This is a genomic window from Robbsia betulipollinis (assembly GCF_026624755.1).
Lineage (GTDB): Bacteria > Pseudomonadota > Gammaproteobacteria > Burkholderiales > Burkholderiaceae > Robbsia > Robbsia betulipollinis.
Window position 1 is genome coordinate 959,619 of sequence record NZ_JAPMXC010000001.1, and the last position, 12,906, is coordinate 972,524.

Annotated in this window: 13 protein-coding genes; 3 read left to right on the forward strand and 10 right to left on the reverse strand. The window is 67.8% G+C overall.

The annotated features are described in order from the left end of the window. Positions 1-29: 29 nt before the first annotated feature. Complete coding sequence (locus OVY01_RS04120) at positions 30-854, reverse strand: sensor histidine kinase (protein ID WP_267845848.1); 825 nt, start codon at positions 852-854, stop codon at positions 30-32. Between the two features lie 193 nt (positions 855-1,047). Between OVY01_RS04120 and OVY01_RS04125 the strand changes: the two genes are divergently transcribed. Together OVY01_RS04125 and nagA are read left to right on the forward strand one after the other, a co-directional pair. Next, positions 1,048-1,386 (forward strand): FKBP-type peptidyl-prolyl cis-trans isomerase, encoded by a 339-nt coding sequence (locus OVY01_RS04125; protein WP_267845849.1) that lies wholly within the window; start codon positions 1,048-1,050, stop codon positions 1,384-1,386. 81 nt (positions 1,387-1,467) lie between these two features. Next, positions 1,468-2,580 (forward strand): N-acetylglucosamine-6-phosphate deacetylase, encoded by a 1,113-nt coding sequence (nagA, locus tag OVY01_RS04130; protein WP_267847663.1) that lies wholly within the window; start codon positions 1,468-1,470, stop codon positions 2,578-2,580. Here nagA and OVY01_RS04135 read toward each other — a convergent pair. The 4 genes from OVY01_RS04135 to OVY01_RS04150 form a co-directional block, all read right to left on the reverse strand. Next, a complete protein-coding gene (locus OVY01_RS04135) occupies positions 2,577-3,746 on the reverse strand; it encodes an ABC transporter ATP-binding protein (protein WP_267845850.1) in 1,170 nt (389 codons plus the stop codon). The genes nagA and OVY01_RS04135 overlap by 4 nt on opposite strands. After that, positions 3,743-4,396: an ABC transporter permease gene (locus OVY01_RS04140; protein WP_267845851.1), complete on the reverse strand. Its 654-nt coding sequence runs from the start codon at positions 4,394-4,396 to the stop codon at positions 3,743-3,745. The genes OVY01_RS04135 and OVY01_RS04140 overlap by 4 nt, the downstream gene beginning before the upstream one ends. Before the next feature lie 10 nt (positions 4,397-4,406). After that, positions 4,407-5,342 (reverse strand): glycine betaine ABC transporter substrate-binding protein, encoded by a 936-nt coding sequence (locus OVY01_RS04145; RefSeq protein ID WP_267845852.1) that lies wholly within the window; start codon positions 5,340-5,342, stop codon positions 4,407-4,409. 88 nt (positions 5,343-5,430) lie between these two features. Continuing rightward, positions 5,431-6,168 (reverse strand): ABC transporter permease, encoded by a 738-nt coding sequence (locus OVY01_RS04150; protein ID WP_267845853.1) that lies wholly within the window; start codon positions 6,166-6,168, stop codon positions 5,431-5,433. Positions 6,169-6,244: 76 nt separating this feature from the next. Here OVY01_RS04150 and OVY01_RS04155 point away from each other — a divergent pair, with 76 nt between their 5' ends. Then, positions 6,245-6,451, forward strand: a complete 207-nt coding sequence (locus OVY01_RS04155; protein ID WP_267845854.1) for a hypothetical protein — start codon at positions 6,245-6,247, stop codon at positions 6,449-6,451. Positions 6,452-6,796: 345 nt separating this feature from the next. On the opposite strand, the gene OVY01_RS04160 is transcribed toward OVY01_RS04155, so the two are convergent. From OVY01_RS04160 to folC, 5 genes are all read right to left on the reverse strand, one after another. Then, complete coding sequence (locus OVY01_RS04160) at positions 6,797-8,041, reverse strand: O-succinylhomoserine sulfhydrylase (protein WP_267845855.1); 1,245 nt, start codon at positions 8,039-8,041, stop codon at positions 6,797-6,799. Positions 8,042-8,047: 6 nt separating this feature from the next. Then, positions 8,048-9,595 carry an amidophosphoribosyltransferase gene (gene purF, locus OVY01_RS04165; RefSeq protein WP_267845856.1) on the reverse strand — a complete coding sequence of 516 codons (1,548 nt, stop codon included), beginning with the start codon at positions 9,593-9,595 and terminating at the stop codon, positions 8,048-8,050. A gap of 131 nt (positions 9,596-9,726) precedes the next feature. Further along, the gene (locus tag OVY01_RS04170) at positions 9,727-10,290 is read right to left on the reverse strand and encodes a CvpA family protein (RefSeq protein WP_267847664.1); all 564 of its coding nucleotides are present in this window, start codon (positions 10,288-10,290) and stop codon (positions 9,727-9,729) included. A gap of 155 nt (positions 10,291-10,445) precedes the next feature. After that, positions 10,446-11,372: an SPOR domain-containing protein gene (locus tag OVY01_RS04175; RefSeq protein WP_267845857.1), complete on the reverse strand. Its 927-nt coding sequence runs from the start codon at positions 11,370-11,372 to the stop codon at positions 10,446-10,448. A gap of 213 nt (positions 11,373-11,585) precedes the next feature. Beyond that, a complete protein-coding gene (folC, locus tag OVY01_RS04180; protein WP_267845858.1) occupies positions 11,586-12,902 on the reverse strand; it encodes a bifunctional tetrahydrofolate synthase/dihydrofolate synthase in 1,317 nt (438 codons plus the stop codon). Positions 12,903-12,906: the final 4 nt, after the last annotated feature.

Below are 12,906 nucleotides of genomic sequence, written 5' to 3' on the forward strand. Positions count from 1 at the left end.
CCTCCCGGCCCTTCCCTCGCCGTGGCCGGCTAGCCCGTCTGTCGCCCTGTGAAATGCAGGGCGATACGGCGGCGTCCGTCCACGAGCTCCTCGTCGGACAGCTCCCCGTCGTGCGCCACGACGACGCGCGTGGGCAGCGCCAGCGGCAAGGCGCCGTTGTCGAGATCGATGGGCGTCTCGGTGAAGATGCCGCCCGTCTTCGGCGCGGCACCCGGCGTCGCGTCCGCAGGCGCCGGCGCGAATACCGCGGCGATCTCGACACGTCCTCCCGCGATCTTGCCCAGCAACTCGACCGTCCCGCCCGCCGCCACGGTTTCGACCGCGTACGCGAGCAATGCCCAGATCGCCTGCCCGAAGCGCGCGGTGTCGAGATTCGCGCTCACGCCGTCGAGCGCCAACTGCGGCGCGATGGCGACGTTCCGGGCGCGGGCGACCGTGGCGCGAATGTTGGCCACTTCCGCCTCGATCAGGGGCTGCATCGGCGCGCTCACCTGATGCAGCACCAGATTGCGCGTGGCCGAACGCGTCCGGTCGATCACGTCCTCGATCAATTTCACCTGCTGCTCGACACCGGTACGGATCCCGGCGATTGCGCGCGCGATGCCGGGGTCTTCGCTCGCCAGCTTGCGTTCGAGTACATGCGCCCAACTGTGAATCGCATTGAGCGGACCACGCAGATCATGGGAGACGATCGAGAGTACGCGATCGCGCATGAACACGGCGGCTTCGGCGGACACGCGCGCGGCGTGCTCGATGTCGTAGTCCTGCTGGATATCGCTACTGGTGGCGCCGATGCCTGGCGTTCCCTCGTCGTGTCGATCAAGGGCGCTGGGTTCGGGGGTCGTCTTCGACAAGGTGGAATCTCCTCTGAGCAGTCTCGGCCATTATATGCGGCACAGGGAAACTCGTGGCCGCACTTCCGATACAACCGCCGTTTGTTCCGACACGGCCGCCATTTGTCGGGTTTTCGGTCAATCCGTGCCTCGGCATGCGCGGTTCGTCGCGGGGCGATCAGGTAAGATGAGCGTTTATTCACAGGAGAAGCGCATGTCCGTCACGACCGAATCCGGCCTGCAGTACGACGATCTGACCGTCGGTGAAGGCGCCGAGGCGAAATCCGGCGACAACGTCACCGTTCACTACACCGGCTGGCTCACCGATGGACAGAAATTCGACTCCAGCAAGGACCGCAACGCGCCATTCAAGTTTTCGCTCGGCTCCGGCATGGTGATCCGCGGCTGGGACGAAGGCGTGCAGGGAATGAAGGTCGGCGGCGTACGGCGCCTGACGATTCCCGCGCAACTCGGCTATGGCGCGCGCGGTGCCGGCGGCGTGATTCCGCCGAATGCGACGCTGGTCTTCGAAGTCGAATTGCTCGCCGTCTGACGCATGCCGGACCAGGCACCGGCGCGCGCGGTGCACGCGACCCCGTCCGCCGATCCGCACGTCGATCCGCTGCATGCCGCGCTGGACGGCTGCATCCTGACGCCCGACGGCTGGATCGACGGTAAACTGCATTTCGACACCGGCACGGGACGCATCGGGCGGATCGAGGGCACGCCGGCCAGCCCGGCGACCCCGTTTGCCGCAGCCGGCCGCCCGAGAATCGTGCCGGGCTTCATCGATCTGCATGTGCATGGCGGCGGCGGCGCGGACTGCATGGAAGGCAGCGCGGCGTTGCGCGCGATGGCGCGCCTGCACGCACAACATGGCACCACCAGCCTGCTCGCGACGACGATGACCGCGCCGCGCGCGGTGCTCGACGTCACGCTCGCCGAGCTGGGCCGTGTCTGCCGGGAAGCGCCGGGAGACGGCGCCCGGGTGCTCGGCATTCATCTGGAAGGCCCCTATATCAATCCCGCGCGTCTGGGCGCGCAGCCCGACGCGGCCGCGGTACCGGTGCGCGACGAAGTCCTGCATTACCTGTCGCTCGCTCCGGTGCGGGTCGTGACGCTCGCCCCGGAAATCCAGGGCGACCTCGCGCTGATCGCGCTGCTCGCCGAACGCGGTATTCGCGTCCAGCTGGGGCACACCGTCGCGAGCTACGAGCAGGCGGTCGGCGCGCTCGAGCACGGCGCGGCGGGCTTCACGCACCTCTACAACGCGATGTCGCCGCTGCTGCACCGCGCGCCCGGGGCGGTCGGCGCCGCCCTCGCCCATGCCCGGTTCTCCGAGGTGATCCCCGATCTCCTGCATGTGCATCCCGGCGCGATCCGCGCGGCACTGCGCGCGATTCCCCGGCTGTACTGCGTCACCGACGGCACCGCGGCATGCGGCATGCCCGATGGCGACTACAAGCTCGGCAGCCAGACCGTCAACAAATGCCTGGGTGCCGTGCGTCTGGCCGACGGCACCCTCGCCGGCAGCACCCTGACGATGGACCAGGCATTGCGCAATCTGGTCGCCATCGGGCTGTCGCTCGCCGATGCGTCGGCGCGCGTGTCGCGCTATCCGGCCGAGTATCTCGGCCTCGGCGAACGCGGCAACCTGGTGGCCGGCGCGTTCGCCGACATCGTCATCCTCGATGCGGATCTGGCCGTCGCCGCCACCTACGTCGAAGGGCGACGCGTGCCGGCCTAGGCCGCCGCGGCCACCGCCGGGCTGACGATCGCGCCCGCGTTCGGCAGGCGCCCGCGCGAGCGACCGGAACTCAGGTATTCGGCGATCGAATCCTGCGTCACCTCGCCCAGATAGGCGCCGTCCGCGTCGATCACCGGCAGCCAGGAAGCGTTGAACTCGTACATCCGCGACAGCACCACGCGCAGATTTTCATCCGGCGCGGCGGTCGTCGAGAACGCCTTGAGCCAGTCTCCGGCGACACCGCCCGCGGCCCGGGCATCGCGCCGCCGGAGGTAACCGATCGCACGGCCACCGGCGTCGGTCAGCGTCAGATAGCGCGCGTCGGCGTCGTCCATCAGGGCCAGCGCCCGCTCGAGCGACGTGTGCGTGGGCACCGTGCGCGCGGGCGTGGCCGCATCGCCGGCACGCACCAGCAGCAGGCGCTTGAGCGTGCTGTCCTGCCCGGTAAAGGCGCTGACGAAGTCGTCCGCCGGGTGTGCGAGCAGGGTGTCCGGATGGTCGAACTGCACCAGCCGGCCGCCCCGGAACACCGCCACCTTGTCCGCCAGCTTGATCGCTTCGTCGATGTCGTGGCTGACCATGATCACGGTCTTCTTCAACTGCCGCTGCATCTGGAAGAACTCGTTCTGGATCGACTCGCGATTGATCGGATCGACCGCGCCGAACGGTTCGTCCATCAGCAGCACGGGCGGGTCCGCCGCCAGGGCCCGGATCACGCCGATGCGCTGCTGCTGCCCGCCCGAAAGTTCGCGCGGATAACGCGTCAGGTAGCGGTTCGGGTCGAGCGCGACCATCGACATCAGTTCGCGCGCCCGCTCGCGGCAGCGCTTCCTGTCCCAGCCGAGCAGACGCGGCACGACCGTGATGTTCTCCTCGATCGTCATGTTCGGGAACAGGCCGATCTGCTGGATCACGTAGCCGATATGGCGGCGCAGCGTCACCTCGTCGACCTGCGCGGTGTCCTCGCCGTTGACCAGCACCCGGCCGCCGCTGGGCGTGATCAGGCGGTTGATCATCTTCAGCGTGGTCGTCTTGCCGCAACCCGACGGCCCCAGGAAGACGCAGATCTCGCCCTCCTCCACCTTCATGTCGACCGCGTTCACCGCATGCACCTCGGTGCCGTCCTTTTGCCGGAAAGTCTTGGTCAGCCCTTGTAGTTCGATCATGATCGTTGAATTCCCCTGGGCGTCAGCGCCCGTTGCAGTCGCGCGAGCAGCAGGTCGACGACGATCGCGAGCACGCTCACGAGTACCGCGCCCACGGCGACCTTGGTCATATTGCTCTGGCTGATGGCATGCAGGATCAGCACGCCCAGCCCGCCGGCGCCGATCACCGCGGCGATCGTCATCACGCCGATGTTCATCACTACCGCGGTGCGCACGCCGCTGAGGATGCCGGGCACCGCCAGCGGCAGATCGACATACCGCAGGCGCTGCGCGAAGGTCATGCCGATGCCGGTGCCGGCCTCGCGAATGCCGGGGTCGACATCGACGAGCGCCAGATGCGTATTGCGCATGATCGGCAGCAGCGAGTACAAAAACACCGCGACCACCGCGGGCAGGGTGCCGATGCCCTGGCCGATCAGCGAGAACAGCGGGATCATCAGGCCGAACAGCGCGATCGACGGCAGGGTCTGCAGCACCGTGCCCACGGCCAGCATCGCCGAGGCCAGCCCGCGATGCCGGCTCATCAGCACGCCGACCGGCACGCCGACGAGGATGGCCGCGCCCACCGCGAGGCCGACCAGCTCGACGTGCTGCAGGGTCAGGTGAAGCAGTTCGGGCCAGTCGGCGCGAAGAAATGCGACGAGATTCATGCGTAGGTCCTCATTGCGAAATCAGTTGCTGCTTGCGCAGAAAGTCGTGCGCGACCCGGGCGATCGATTGCTGATCGATGTCGACCCGCGCGTTGAGCGCGGTCATCGTCGGCGTGTCAAGCTTCGCCGCCAGCGCGTTGAGCTGCGCCGCGAGCGCCGGATGCGCGTCGAGGGTTGCCTGACGCACCACCGGCGTCGCGCGGTAGGCGGGAAAATAATGCTCGTCGTCTTCGAGCAGTTGCAGACCGAACCCCTGCACGCGCCCGTCGGTGGTGTAGACCACGCCGGCCATCACCTGCCCGTTCTTGAGCGCGGTATAGACCAGCCCCGGGTCCATCTGCTTGATGTCGCGCCGGCGCAGCGCGATGCCGTACTGCTTCAACAACGGCCGCAGCCCGTCCGAGCGGCCGGCGAACTCGGCGTCCATCGCGATCAGATGGCGCGTCTTCGGCGCGTCCCGGCGAATCCGGGCGGCGAGATCGGACAGGGTGCGCATGTCCCCCGCGGTGGCGCGCGGCAGCGCGATCGCATAGGTATTGTTGATCGCCGATTCATCGAGCCATACCAGGCCACGCGCGGCATCGAGCGTTTTCACGCGCGCATAGGTGGCGGCCGCGTCCAGCCGGTCATTGACGTGGTTGTAGAGGATCAGCGACGTTCCGGTGTACTCCCATACGACGTCGAGCTGCCCGCTGACCTGCGCGGCGCGCATCAGCGTGCTGCCCAGGCCATTCTTCAACACCGTGCGGTAGCCAAGCGCATCGAGGTACTGCGCGGTGATCGACGAGAGGATCAACTGCTCGGTGAAATTCTTCCCGCCCACCACCACCGGCGTGTCGGCGCCCGCCGCATCCGCCGCCCGCGCGGCGCGCAGCGGCAACCCGACCGATAGCGCCGCGATCAGGGACAGCCACAGAAAATAGTGCTTCAACCCATGCTTTTTCATCGATTCGTACTCCTATGTCATTTCGTGCAGCGTGCAGCATGCCGGTGTCGCGATCCCGCAGCGCGGCCGACGGCGTCGGCCGCCGTCTTCAAAGCGCGCCGCCGCGTCCGGCGAGCGCGCCGCGTGTCAGGGCGACGACGAGCAGATCGAGAGCCAGGGCGAGCAGCGCCGTCGCCACCGCGCCCAGGAGCAATTCCGCGTGGTTGTTCAAATAGATGCCCGGGAAGATCAGGGTACCGAGACTGTCCGCGCCGATCAGGAACGCCAGCGGCGCGGTACCGACGTTCACCGCGAGCGCGGTACGCACGCCCCCCATCAGCATCGGCAGGGCATTGGGCAGCTCCACGCGAAACAGCGCCTGCGTGCGCGTCATGCCCAGGCCCGTGGCCGCCTCGCGCATCGCCATCGGCACCTGACGCAGCCCTTCGTAGGTGTTGCGGGTGATCGGCAGCACCGATGCCAGCCAGAGCGCCAGGATCGCGGGACCGCTGCCGATGCCCAACACCGCGAGCGCGAGCACCAGCACCGCCAGCGAGGGAATCGTGTTGCCGACGTTGAAGATCTGCATGAGCCGTTCCGCGTGGCGCACGAACCGGGGCCGGCTGAGCAGGATGCCGGCCGGCACGCCGGTCGCAATGGCCGCAAGCATCGACCAGCCCACCAGGAAGAGATGCGCGCGGAGGTCGAACCACAACTCCTCGTGATAGGTACGCAATGTGTTCGGACCGACCCAGGCCAGCAGCGCCGCCAACAATACCGCGACGGCGGCGACGGACAGCCCGAGCCGGTAGCGATTCCCCGCCTTGTGCGAGAGGTTTTTTTCCATTTCCATTCCGAGTGGGCGAGTCCGGTCGACGGCGTGCCGAGGCATGCCGGAAGAACCGGAGTCGCGCTGACAATGCATGACAGACAAGACTGCCCTGCCGAGCCTGTTCGCCGATGACGAGCCGATCACCGGACAGGCCGGTACGGCTCACGACGAAACGGAAACCGTCCTGAAGACGGCGATTGAATTGCCTTCGGACCGATGTCCGGCGGCAACGCTTCGACCTGCGAAGCGTGTCATGCTGGCGTTCCACCGCGCACAGAAAACGACCCTGGCGGGCTGAAGCGATTGGATTTCGTACTGTTCGTAGAGGCAGGATTGTAACCGATTAGTACATTGCTGTCCAATGCCATCGGAGAATCTCGGAATTACCCGAGCATAATCAGGTAATTGGCGATTTTGTAAAGGAAGACTAATCTTAAATACGACCGCATTTCCCTTGACGCATCGCCGCTTCCTGCGGGGCCGCTGACGGGATCGCCGGGCCCATGCGGTATCGTTCAAATAAGCATGACGAATCATTCGTTGCGCCCGCCTGCCGACGAAACGGCGGCGACGGGGAGAGATGTCGGTGCGCTCGCGCCGCGCGGTGCAGGGCGCACCGGCGGCGGCAATGCGGCGCGTCCGCCTAGACGGCGGCAGACAGCCCGCGGTCCAGATCGGCGCGCACGTCGCCGGCGTTTTCCAGGCCGACGGCCAGGCGGATCAGCCCTTCGGAGATCCCCGCGGCGGCACGTGCCTCGGGGGTGACGCGGCCATGCGTGGTACTGGCCGGGTGCGTGATCGTGGTCCGCGTGTCGCCCAGATTCGCGGTGATCGAGCAGACCTGCGTCGCATCGATGACCCTCCAGGCGTTCTCGCGCTGCAGCTCGGGCGTCGCGCCCGCGACCTCGAACGCCAGCACCGCCCCGCCCGCGCTTTGCTGCCGCATCGCGATGGCATGCTGCGGGTGCGACGCCAGGCCGGGATAGAACACCCGCGACACGCCCGGATGCGCTTCCAGCCAGGTGGCGATCTCCAGCGCGTTCGCCGACTGCCGTTCCATGCGCAGGCTCAGCGTCTCCAGGCCGCGCAGCAGCACCCAGGCGTTGAACGCCGACAGCGTCGGCCCGGCGCTGCGCACGAAGGGAAATACCTTATCGATCACGAACGCGCGCGAGCCGACCACCGCGCCGCCCAGCACCCGCCCCTGCCCGTCGATATACTTCGTCGCCGAATGCACGACGACGTCGGCGCCCAGCGCCAGCGGACGCTGCAGGGCCGGCGAGCAGAAGCAGTTGTCGACGACGAACAGCAGGCCGGCGGCGTGCGCGATCTCCGCGACGGCCGTGATGTCGGCGACTTCCGTCAGCGGATTGGACGGCGTCTCCAGGAAGAACAGTTTCGTTTCCGGGCGAATCGCGTCGCGCCAGGCCGAAAGATCCGTCGCATCGACGAACGTTGCGGTGATGCCGAACCTGACGAGGATGTTCGCCAGCAACTGCATCGTCGAGCCGAAGATGCTGCGCGAGCTAACCAGGTGATCCCCCGCCTGCAGGGCGGACATCATCACCGACAGGATGGCGCTCATGCCGGACGAGGTCGCCAGACAGGCTTCCCCGCCCTCGAGCGCGGCCAGACGGCTCTGGAACATCGCCACCGACGGGTTCGTCACCCGCGAGTAGGTGAACCCGTCGTCGGCGTTGGCGAAGCGATGCGCGGCCTCGGCGGCACTCTTGAAACAAAAGCTCGACGTCAGGAACAGCGCCTCGGCGTGTTCGTTGAACTCGGTGCGCAGGCTGCCGGCGCGCACCGCGAGCGTCTCGAAATTCAGGCTCCCGGCGTCGCCCGATGCCGGCAGATCCGTGGGCCGGCGGGTGGATTCGTCGTTCATGCGCGTTCAGTCTCCGGCGAGTTGCAGATGCAGTTGCGAACGCACGCGCTCGAAATCGTTGCCGCCGTCGGCCGCCTCGCGGTCCTGCTGCGCGTTGGGCGCGAGCCGCGCGCGTTCGAGCACGTCCAGGTATTCCGAATTGATGTCGCCCGTGATGTAGCAGCCGTCGAAGCAGGACGCATCGAAACCCCGCAACGCCGGATTGATGTCGCGCACCGCGCGCTTCATGTCCTCGACGTCCTGATACACCAGTCCGTCGGCCCCGATCAGGCGCGCGACCTCCTCGTCGGTGCGGCCGTGCGCGACCAGTTCGCCGCGCGTCGGCATGTCGATGCCATAGACGTTCGGGAACTTCACCGGCGGCGCGGCCGAGGCAAAGATGACCTTGTTCGCACCGGCGTCGCGCGCCATCTGGACGATCTCGTGACTGGTGGTGCCGCGCACGATCGAGTCGTCGACGATCAGCACGTTCTTGCCCTTGAACTCGATGCCCATCGCATTGAGCTTCTGGCGCACCGATTTCTTGCGCACCGCCTGGCCCGGCATGATGAAGGTACGGCCCACGTAGCGGTTCTTGAAGAAGCCCTCGCGATACTCGACGCCGAGCCTGTTGGCGACCTGCATCGCCGCCGGACGGCTCGAATCGGGAATCGGCATGACGACATCGATGTCGCCCCGCGACATCTCGCGCTGGATCTTGCTGGCGAGGTAGTCGCCCATCTTCAGCCGGGCGTTGTAGACCGGCACGCCGTCGAGACAGGAATCGGGCCGCGCCAGGTAGACGTATTCGAAGATGCAGGGGTTGAGGCTGGGCGCCAGCGCGCATTGCTGCGAATGGAACTCGCCGGCGAGATCGATGAAGACCGCCTCGCCCGGGGCGACGTCGCGCACGAATTCGAAGCCGATGCCCTCGATCGCCACCGATTCCGACGCCATGATCCACTCGGTGCCGTTCGGGCCGTCGTTGCGGCCGATGCACAGGGGCCGGATGCCGAACGGGTCGCGGAACGCGAGCAGGCCGAAACCGGCCACCAGCGCGACGATGGCGTACGAACCCTTGACACGCCGGTGCACGCCGCTCACCGCGCTGAACAGCGCATCGGGTTCCAGCGTGTAGCCCGGGCTGGCCGACTGCAGCTCGTGCGCGAAGACGTTGAGCAGCACCTCGGTATCGGAACTGGTATTGATGTGCCGGCGGTCGATCCGATACAGTTCGTCCTTCAACTGCGCGGTGTTCGTCACATTGCCGTTGTGCGCGAGGATGATGCCGTAAGGAGCGTTCACATAGAACGGCTGCGCTTCCTCCTCGCTGCTCGCCGAACCCGCCGTCGGGTAGCGAACCTGGCCGATCCCCGTGGTGCCGGGCAGGCTGCGCATGTTGCGCGTGCGGAACACGTCGCGCACCATGCCGTTCGCCTTGTACATATGAAAGTTACGGCCATCGACCGTTGCGATACCCGCCGCATCCTGACCGCGATGCTGGAGCAGCAGCAGGCTATCGTAGATCAACTGGTTGACGGGAGACTTGGAGACTACGCCGACGATGCCGCACATGGCAGGAACCATCCCTAAAAGAAAATGCAAAACGTCCGCGGGCACGGCTGGAACGCCAGCCGCGCCCGCGCAAGAAACTTACCGGAAAACGTTCGCGCCGCCGTCCACGGCTCGGGCGCGCCCTGCACGCTTCACGGCCGCGGCGCGATCGGATCGCCCTGCATGGCGGGGTCCGACGCGCGCGGCGGCCCGCTGCGCGCGTCCACCCGTGCATAGGCCTGGAGCGGCGCCGGCAGGAAGGGCCTCGCGCTCAGCACGCCCTGCTCGACATAGGTCCGCAGCAAGGCATCGCGCCAGAAAGGCAGCGTCGGCAATTCGGTGAATCCGGCCGCGACGTACAGTAGCAGCACCAGCAGCAAACCGCGCCCCAGGCCGAACAGCAGCCCCAGCGAGCGGTCCACCGAGCGCAGCCCGCTCGCCTCGGTCAGACGGCCCAGCAAGGCATTGCCGACACCCGCGATCAGGATCACCCCGATCGTCACCGCGGCGAATCCTACCAGCCATTGCGTCAACGCGCCGCCGGGCCAGTTCGCCGGAATCCACGGCGCGATGCGCGCGGCGTAGCGTGCGCCCAGCACGAAGGCGACGATCCAGCCCACCAGCGAGAACGCTTCGGCGATCAGCCCGCGCCACGCGCCCCGCAAGGCGGAGAGGACGATGACGGCCAGCACCGCGTAGTCGAACACCGTGAGCATTCCGCCCGTCGCCGCCGCGTTCGCCATGGCACTCACCGGGTCCGGGGCCATGGCCGGTCATCCGGGATGTCACGGATAAGTCCGATGGCCCCGATGGCCCGCCTTGTAGAAAGCGTCGTCGATGCGCGGTCACGACGGCCCTGGAGGAACACGCTCTAGCGCCCTGCCTGCGACAGGCCGGCCTGTCGGACCTTGAGCACCGCCGCCTGCGCCACCGTGCGATCCGCAAACGGACCCGCGCGCAGCATCACGCGCATCGTGCCGTCCGCCTGTTTCGTATGCTCGACATATGCGGGCACGCCGATGTTTTTCAACTTGCCGACCCAGTCCCGCGCCGCGGCCTCGCTCTCGAAGTTGCCGAGCTGCACGACGTAACGGCTGCCGGGCGTCGCAGGCGTGGGCGGCAGCGTGGCCGCGGTGGCGGACGCGCCCGCCGACGTTGGCCGTGCAGGCTTCGCTGCGGCGGTGGCGGACGATTTCGACGCCAGACTCTGCACGGCTCCCGTCTTCGCGACAGTGTCCGCTCCGCCCACGCTGCGCGCAGCGCCGTTCGTCCGGCTGGCCGAACCGCTGCCCGTCCCGGTGGCGACCGCCGTATTCGCCGTATTCGCCGTATTCGCCGTATTCGCCGTATTCGCTGCCGGCGTGCCGGTTTTCGCCGAATTCGCGGCGTTCGCCTCCGCGCCGCCCGGCACCGGGGCGTTGCCACGCAGTTCGGTCGTGCCGGGCGCCGCGTCGGGCGCGGCGGCCTCGCCCGGGTTCGCGATGCCGGCATCCGCGTCGCCGTCCGCGACCTTGCTGCGCTTGGCGCTCGCGGCCGGGGCGTCCTGCGCGGGAATCGAAATCGCGATGTCGCCAGTGACTGGTTTGGGATGCGCATCCAGCACCATCGGCAGGATCACGACGGCGGCCAGCACCAGCGCGACGGCGCCCACCAGCCGGCGGCGCGCACGCTGCTTTTCCGGCAGGGTGGGATCGAGCATCGCTTCCTGGCCGACCTTGCGCCCGGAACGCTCGCGTGCGGCCGATGCCCGTGCGATGCGCGCCACGCTTTCGTCATCGTCGCTACCCGCGTCCCGCATCTCGGACCGCGCAGCCCGCGTCGACCTGCCGCGACGCGACGTCGAATTCGGCACCGAATCCGCCGTCGCATCCCCCCTCTTCCTGCCGAACGAAAAAATGCCCATAAAGCTCAGCTGAATCCCTCTGCCCCAGGTCTGACCCAGGCCGTTGTGGTCGGACGATGCGACCATTTGACGCACGCGCGAGACCGTCCCGAAAAGGAACGGCCCGCTTCAGTGCTGTTGCAACCTGCGGTACGACATCACACCGGCGACGGTGACGAACGAACCGAAGACGACGATTCTATCACTCTCCGTCACCCGCTCCAGCGCCGCCTTGTAGGCCAGTTCGGGTGCGGCGAATTCGCTCACCGAATGATCCGGCGTCGCGAGCGCCGCGGCACCCAGCGCGTCGCGCGCCACCGCACCGAGGCGCGCCGCGCTGGCCGCGCGTGGCGTCGGCAGATCGGTCACGTACCAGTGATCGATGTCGTCCTTGAGCGTGGCGACGATGCGCTCGATGTCCTTGTCTTCCATCGCGCCGAACACGGCATGGGTGAACGGGAAATACCCCATGCTGCCGAGATTCTGCGCCAGCACCGCCGCCGCGTGGGGGTTGTGGGCGACGTCGAGAATCGTCGTCGGCCGTCCCGCCAGCACCTGGAAGCGCCCCGGCAGGTCGACCGTCGCCAGGCCGTTGCGCACGTCCTGCGCGGTGACCGGCAGGCGCGCGCGCAGCGCCTCCAGCGCCGCGAGGGCCGCGGTGGTGTTGAGCAACTGGTTCGCCCCGCGCAGCGCGGGAAACGCCAGCGCCCGGCGGTTTGCCGAGCGCCCGAGGTAGGACCACTGCTGACGGTCCCCTTCGATCGTCTCGTAGCGGAAATCCCGGCCCACCAGCCAGAGATCGGCGCCCAGCGACTGCGCGTAGCGAATCACGCTCTCCGGCGGCAGCGGGTCGCCGACGATCGCCGGGCGTCCCGCGCGGAAGATGCCCGCCTTCTCCAGGCCGATCTCCTCGCGGGTGTGGCCCAGGTACTGGGTATGGTCGATATCGATGCTGGTGATGACCGCGACGTCGGCGTCGACGATGTTGGTGGCGTCCAGCCGGCCGCCCAGGCCCACTTCCAGGATCGCGACGTCCAGCCCCGAGGTCGCGAACAGCCGCAGGATCGCCAGCAGCGTGAATTCGAAATACGTCAGCGACACCGGTTCGCGCAACCCCGCGCGCGCGCGCTCCACCGCCTCGAAATGCGGCAGCAGCGCCGCGTCGCTCGCCGACTCGCCGTTCACCCGCGCCCGTTCGTTGAACGTCAGGAGATGCGGCGACGTGTGGCACCCCACCTTGTAGCCGCCCGCGAGCAGGATCGACTCGAGCAGCGTGCAGGTCGAACCCTTGCCGTTGGTGCCGGCCACGGTGATCACCGGACAGTCGAGCGTCAGATCGAGCGCCTCCTGCACGCGCCGCACGCGCGCGAGACCCATGTCGATGCCGACCGGATGCGCGGTTTCCAGATGGGCGAGCCAGGCCGCGAGCGTCGGGAAGGTGCGCATATCG

Coding starts and splice junctions, on each gene's coding strand:
- OVY01_RS04125 (WP_267845849.1), top strand. CDS start 1,048: ATGTCCGTCACGACCGAATCCGGCCTGCAGTACGACGATCTGACCGTC.
- OVY01_RS04135 (WP_267845850.1), bottom strand. CDS start 3,746: ATGATCGAACTACAAGGGCTGACCAAGACTTTCCGGCAAAAGGACGGC.
- OVY01_RS04140 (WP_267845851.1), bottom strand. CDS start 4,396: ATGAATCTCGTCGCATTTCTTCGCGCCGACTGGCCCGAACTGCTTCAC.
- OVY01_RS04145 (WP_267845852.1), bottom strand. CDS start 5,342: ATGAAAAAGCATGGGTTGAAGCACTATTTTCTGTGGCTGTCCCTGATC.
- OVY01_RS04150 (WP_267845853.1), bottom strand. CDS start 6,168: ATGGAAAAAAACCTCTCGCACAAGGCGGGGAATCGCTACCGGCTCGGG.
- OVY01_RS04155 (WP_267845854.1), top strand. CDS start 6,245: ATGACAGACAAGACTGCCCTGCCGAGCCTGTTCGCCGATGACGAGCCG.
- OVY01_RS04160 (WP_267845855.1), bottom strand. CDS start 8,041: ATGAACGACGAATCCACCCGCCGGCCCACGGATCTGCCGGCATCGGGC.
- purF (WP_267845856.1), bottom strand. CDS start 9,595: ATGTGCGGCATCGTCGGCGTAGTCTCCAAGTCTCCCGTCAACCAGTTG.
- OVY01_RS04170 (WP_267847664.1), bottom strand. CDS start 10,290: ATGCTCACGGTGTTCGACTACGCGGTGCTGGCCGTCATCGTCCTCTCC.
- OVY01_RS04175 (WP_267845857.1), bottom strand. CDS start 11,372: ATGCGGGACGCGGGTAGCGACGATGACGAAAGCGTGGCGCGCATCGCA.
- folC (WP_267845858.1), bottom strand. CDS start 12,902: ATGCGCACCTTCCCGACGCTCGCGGCCTGGCTCGCCCATCTGGAAACC.